We start from the raw sequence: 5,185 nt of genomic DNA on the forward strand, positions 1-5,185 counted from the left end.
ATTGTGGAAGCTGCCGTCGCCTCCTTTCTTTCACCCGACGGAGCGGATAGGCGGGAGGCAGCATTCACCCGGCGCCTCGATCGGCTGTCGCGTCAGATGCAGAGGTTGGAGCGCGACGTAGGTTTGACGGCCGAAAGCTTGGCGCTCTTCATACGGTTCTGGCTGACGATCACGCCGCCACTGCCCAATGACGCGCAGGCGGCCGCGCAAGCAAAAGGCCGGGAGCGCTTCGAAGGATTTGTCGAGGCGCTCGGGCGCCGCTTGCAAAAGGGGCAAAGCTTTCTCCGAGAGATTCCAGAAGATATCCGCCGTCAGGAGCCGACCGAAGAAACCTGATTGAACCACGTAGGCAGACCATTTCCGCCTTCTTTTTCTACGCCAGCCTACGATCGCAGCAATTTGGCCAAGCCCACACAAAGCTGGACGCGCTATCCGCTCCAATGAGTTGAGGAGCAAGAAGGGCCAGCATGCAAGTTTCAGGGGCATGGCGTCTCACCGCGCGCGTATTTCTCCCGTTTGCTGCTGGTTACTATCTTTCGTATCTATTTCGAACGATCAACGCTTCGATCGCCGGTCATCTCAGCTCGGATGCTGGGCTTGGTTCTGCCGATCTCGGGTTGCTTACGTCAGTCTATTTCCTCGTTTTCGCGCCGGCTCAGATCCCCATCGGCATATTGTTGGACCGATTTGGTCCGCGTCGCATCCAGAGTGTTCTGCTCTTGCTCGCGGCCGCGGGCGCCGGATTGTTCGCTATATCAACCGGCTTCCTGTCCCTTTTGATCGCGCGTGCAATGATTGGGCTTGGCGTGGCCGCGGCGCTGACGGCAGGGCTGAAGTCCATCGTCCTTTGGTTCCCTAGGGAACGAGTTGCCTTGCTGAACGGCTACATGATCATGCTGGGATCACTTGGAGAGGTGACTGCCACGGCTCCCGTCGAACACCTACTCGCTTGGATGGGGTGGCGGCAGCTCTTTGAGATTCTGGCGGCCGCCACCGGTGCGACGGCCATTCTCATCTATGTCGTGGTGCCCGAACGAGGCATTGTGCCATCAACAACGCGCGCCACCCTTGGCACCGTTTTTGCCGATCGTCGCTTCTGGCGAGTGGCCCCATTTTCGGCGACTTGCATTGGATCAGCTTGGTCTCTGCAAGGACTGTGGGCATCACCATGGCTGACCGACGTGGAGGGGCTTGATCGCGCAAGCCTCGTAAGACAGCTGTTTATAATGTCGATCGTTTTGAGCTGCGGCGCCTTGTTGTTCGGGATGACCGTCCATTACGTCAAACGAAGGGGCATTGGGGCGGAGACGGTATTAGCGACGGTCGCGGTGCTGTTTGTCGCAGCCGAGCTAGCTTTGATCCTGCGAGTGCCTCTGCCGTCCATCTTGCCCTGGTCAGTTATCGCAATTGCTGGAACGGCAACGGTGGTCAGCTTCGCGGTAATAGCAGATTACTTTCCGCCGGAGCTTGCCGGTCGCGCCAACGGCGCCCTAAACGTCTTGCACTTTGCTTGGGCGTTCCTGGCGCAATACGTGACAGGCCTGATCCTTGAGCAATGGACCGCGATCGATGGTCATCGGCCGGTCCAGGCCTATCAAGTTGCGTTCGGCCTCAACGTCGCATTGCAGATCGCGACCTTGGCCTGGTTCGTGCTGTCTTGGCGCCGATCCGTCGCCTCATGGATGAGTTCAATTCCACTCTTCATGCCTGCTAATATCTCCGACGCTGTTGAGTCAGTTGGCCTGTATGAAAATTCGGTCGTCCTCCTGCCTGCTGATGCCGATGCGGAGTGGTGAACAGCAGCTCGCGCTGAGCCAATGCGACTGAGTAGCCGTCAGATACCAGTTTTCAGTCTTTCTTTTTCTACGCCAGTCTACGATCACCGAACCTGCTTGTTGCGCCAAGCCCGTCGGTGCCTTTTCTAATCATCCCCACATGAGGACGCTCGTTGGACGTCCTCATTCGGTGGGGCGAACAGTGGTAATCCATTCCATTCAATCGGAAGCGAGCTCGCGCGGCGCGCGAATGCTGCGCAGCGCGCTCGGCTCCGCGATTGCCGGCTACCTCGAAGACGAAGCGATCATCGAGGTGATGCTCAACCCAGATGGGCGGCTGTGGATCGATCGTTTATCGAATGGTCTGATCGACACAGGCGAAACTCTGTCGGCTGCGGATGGCGAGCGCATTGTTCGCCTGGTTGCGCATCACGTAGGCGCCGAGGTGCATGCCGGCGCGCCACGGGTTTCGGCAGAACTGCCCGGGACAGGCGAGCGCTTTGAAGGTCTCTTGCCTCCGGTCGTTGCAGCACCGGCCTTTGCTATCCGCAAGCCCGCCGTCGCCGTGTTTACGCTCGACGATTACGTCGCCAGGCGCATCATGACCTTGGAGCAGGCCAAGACCCTGCAGAACGGGGTTGCCGCACGGAAGAACATCCTCGTCGCTGGCGGAACATCGACGGGCAAGACCACGTTGACGAATGCGCTTCTGGCCGAGGTGGCGAAGACCTCCGATCGGGTCGTGCTGATCGAAGACACCCGCGAGCTACAGTGCAGGGCGCCCAATCTCGTTGCGCTGCGGACCAAGGACGGTGTGGCGACGCTGTCGGATCTCGTCCGCTCGTCCCTCCGACTGCGTCCTGATCGCATCCCGATCGGCGAAGTCCGAGGTGCCGAAGCACTCGACCTCCTCAAGGCCTGGAGCACCGGCCATCCCGGCGGCATTGGTACCATCCATGCTGGGACTGCGCTCGGCGCGCTGCGGCGGCTCGAGCAACTCATCCAGGAAGCTGTCATCACGGTTCCGCGCGCCCTGATAGCCGAGACCATCGACCTCGTCGCCGTGCTGGTGGGACGCGGTGCTGACCGCCGCCTCGCTGAGCTCGCCACCGTCTCAGGGCTGGGTGCCACCGGCGACTACAGCCTTTCAACAGCAGGAGACTGACATGAGTCAGCAATTTCGCTTTCTTCGAGGTGCATCGCTGGGACTGTTCGGCATCGTTGTTTTGGGAGCGAGGCCGGCATGGGCGGCTGGCTCGAACATGCCGTGGGAGCAGCCGCTCAATCAGATTTTGCAGTCAGTGGAGGGGCCGGTCGCAAAGATCATCGCGGTCATCATCATCGTCGTGACCGGCCTAACGCTCGCATTCGGGGATTCCTCGGGCGGTTTCCGCAGACTGATCCAGATCGTGTTCGGTCTGTCGATCGCGTTTGCGGCCTCAAGCTTCTTCCTGTCGTTCTTCTCCTTCGGCGGTGGCGTGGTGATCTGATGGATGAACCTGTCACAGGCTTTGTTGTGCCTGTTCATCGCGCACTCACCGAGCCCATCCTGATGGGTGGCGCGCCGCGATCGGTTGCGATCGTCAACGGCACGCTTGCGGCAGCCCTTGGTCTGGGGCTGCGGCTCTGGATCGCAGGTCTGGTCCTCTGGTTCATCGGCCACATGGCCGCCGTTTGGGCCGCCAAGCGCGACCCCGCTTTTGTCGATGTGGTGCGCCGACATCTGCGCATCCCCGGTCATCTCAACACCTGAGTTCTCGGTCATGATGAACCTTGCCGAATATCGCCATTCCAACGTGCGGCTCGCCGACTTCCTGCCCTGGGCAGCCCTGGTCGACGAGGGAATCATCCTGAACAAGGACGGCTCGTTCCAGCGGACGGCAAAGTTCCGGGGACCCGACCTCGACAGCGCCGTGCCGGCTGAACTCGTCGCCGTCGCCGGCCGTCTGAACAACGCCCTGCGCCGCCTGGGATCCGGCTGGGCCGTGTTCGTCGAGGCGCAGCGCCATTTTGCAGGAGCCTATCCTCCGAGCACCTTTCCGGATGTCGCATCCGCGCTGGTCGACGCGGAGCGCAGAGCTCAGTTTGAAGAGGCGGGCACCCACTATGAGTCCAGCTATTTCCTGACCTTCCTCTATCTGCCGCCGGAGGAAGGAGCGGCTAAGGCGGAGCGCTTGCTCTATGAAGGTCGCGACCGCACCGTTGGCGCCGACGCGCGCGAGGTGCTGCGCGGGTTTGCCGACCAAACCAACCGCGTATTGCAGCTCGTCGAAGGGTTCATGCCCGAATGTGCCTGGCTCGATGATCAGGACACGCTGACCTACCTGCACTCGACGATCTCGACCAAGCGTCATCGGGTTCGGGTGCCCGAAATTCCCATGTACATCGATGCGCTGTTGGCTGACCAGCCACTCACCGGCGGGCTCGAGCCGATGTTGGGCTCAGCCCACTTGCGGGTTCTGACGATTGTCGGTTTTCCGGGCGCGACGACCCCGGGGATTCTGGACGAGCTAAATCGTCTGCCATTTTCGTATCGCTGGTCAACCCGCGCGATCTTGCTCGACAAGACCGATGCCACCAAGCTGCTGACCAAGATTCGGCGGCAGTGGTTCGCCAAGCGAAAGTCGATTGGCGCCATCCTCAAGGAGGTCATGACCAACGAGGCGTCGACGCTGCTCGATACCGACGCCCACAACAAGGCGCTTGATGCCGACGCGGCGTTGCAGGAACTGGGGTCCGACCAGATCGGACAGGCGTTTGTCACGGCAACCATCACCGTCTGGGATCGAGATCCCAATGCGGCCGACGAAAAGCTCCGCTTGGTCGAGAAGGTCATTCAGGGTCGCGATTTCACCTGCATGATCGAGACGGTGAATGCCGTCGAAGCCTGGCTCGGTGGCTTGCCGGGACATGTGTACGCCAATGTGCGGCAGCCACCGGTGTCGACCCTCAACCTCGCCCACATGATTCCGATGTCGGCCGTGTGGGCCGGCGAGGTGAGGGATCTGCACTTCAAGGGTCCGCCGCTACTGTTTGGCAGGACCGAGGGATCGACCCCATTCCGATTCTCCCTCCACGTCGGCGACGTCGGCCACACGCTCGTGGTCGGGCCAACAGGTGCCGGCAAGTCGGTCCTGCTAGCTCTGATGGCGTTACAGTTCAGGCGCTACCCGAACTCTCAGGTTTTTGCGTTCGATTTCGGCGGTTCAATTCGGGCGGCCGCGCTCGCCATGGGTGGCGACTGGCACGATCTTGGCGGCGCATTGTCCGACGGAGGTGAACAACCCGTCGCCCTGCAGCCGCTGGCTTGGATTGATGATCCTTCCGAGCGCGGATGGGCGACGGAATGGATCGGCGCGATCCTAGCACGGGAACAGGTCGAGATAACGCCGGAGGTCAAGGATCAACTG

6 protein-coding genes are annotated in these 5,185 nt (G+C 61.0%); all 6 read left to right on the forward strand.

Features of this window, described 5'->3' with window-relative positions; all coding sequences use genetic code 11:
- Positions 1-336 (forward strand): CopG family transcriptional regulator (locus ACM43_RS09915; RefSeq protein WP_271539883.1); only part of this gene is annotated, 336 nt, incomplete at its 5' end.
- Between the two features lie 131 nt (positions 337-467).
- A complete protein-coding gene (locus ACM43_RS09920) occupies positions 468-1,796 on the forward strand; it encodes an MFS transporter (RefSeq protein ID WP_271539884.1) in 1,329 nt (442 codons plus the stop codon).
- A 229-nt stretch (positions 1,797-2,025) separates the two neighbouring features.
- Positions 2,026-2,940, forward strand: a complete 915-nt coding sequence (gene trbB, locus ACM43_RS09925; protein WP_271539885.1) for a P-type conjugative transfer ATPase TrbB — start codon at positions 2,026-2,028, stop codon at positions 2,938-2,940.
- Position 2,941: 1 nt separating this feature from the next.
- On the forward strand, positions 2,942-3,265 hold the full coding sequence (locus ACM43_RS09930; RefSeq protein WP_271539886.1) for a TrbC/VirB2 family protein: 324 nt from the start codon (positions 2,942-2,944) through the stop codon (positions 3,263-3,265).
- Positions 3,265-3,528, forward strand: coding sequence for a VirB3 family type IV secretion system protein (locus tag ACM43_RS09935; protein WP_092295110.1), 264 nt, complete (start codon positions 3,265-3,267; stop codon positions 3,526-3,528). Before ACM43_RS09930 ends, ACM43_RS09935 begins: the two co-directional genes overlap by 1 nt.
- Before the next feature lie 10 nt (positions 3,529-3,538).
- Positions 3,539-5,185: conjugal transfer protein TrbE (locus ACM43_RS09940; protein WP_271539887.1), on the forward strand; the 1,647-nt coding region annotated here is incomplete at its 3' end.

The organism is Bradyrhizobium sp. CCBAU 45321, from assembly GCF_028128975.1.
GTDB classification, from domain to species: domain Bacteria; phylum Pseudomonadota; class Alphaproteobacteria; order Rhizobiales; family Xanthobacteraceae; genus Bradyrhizobium; species Bradyrhizobium yuanmingense.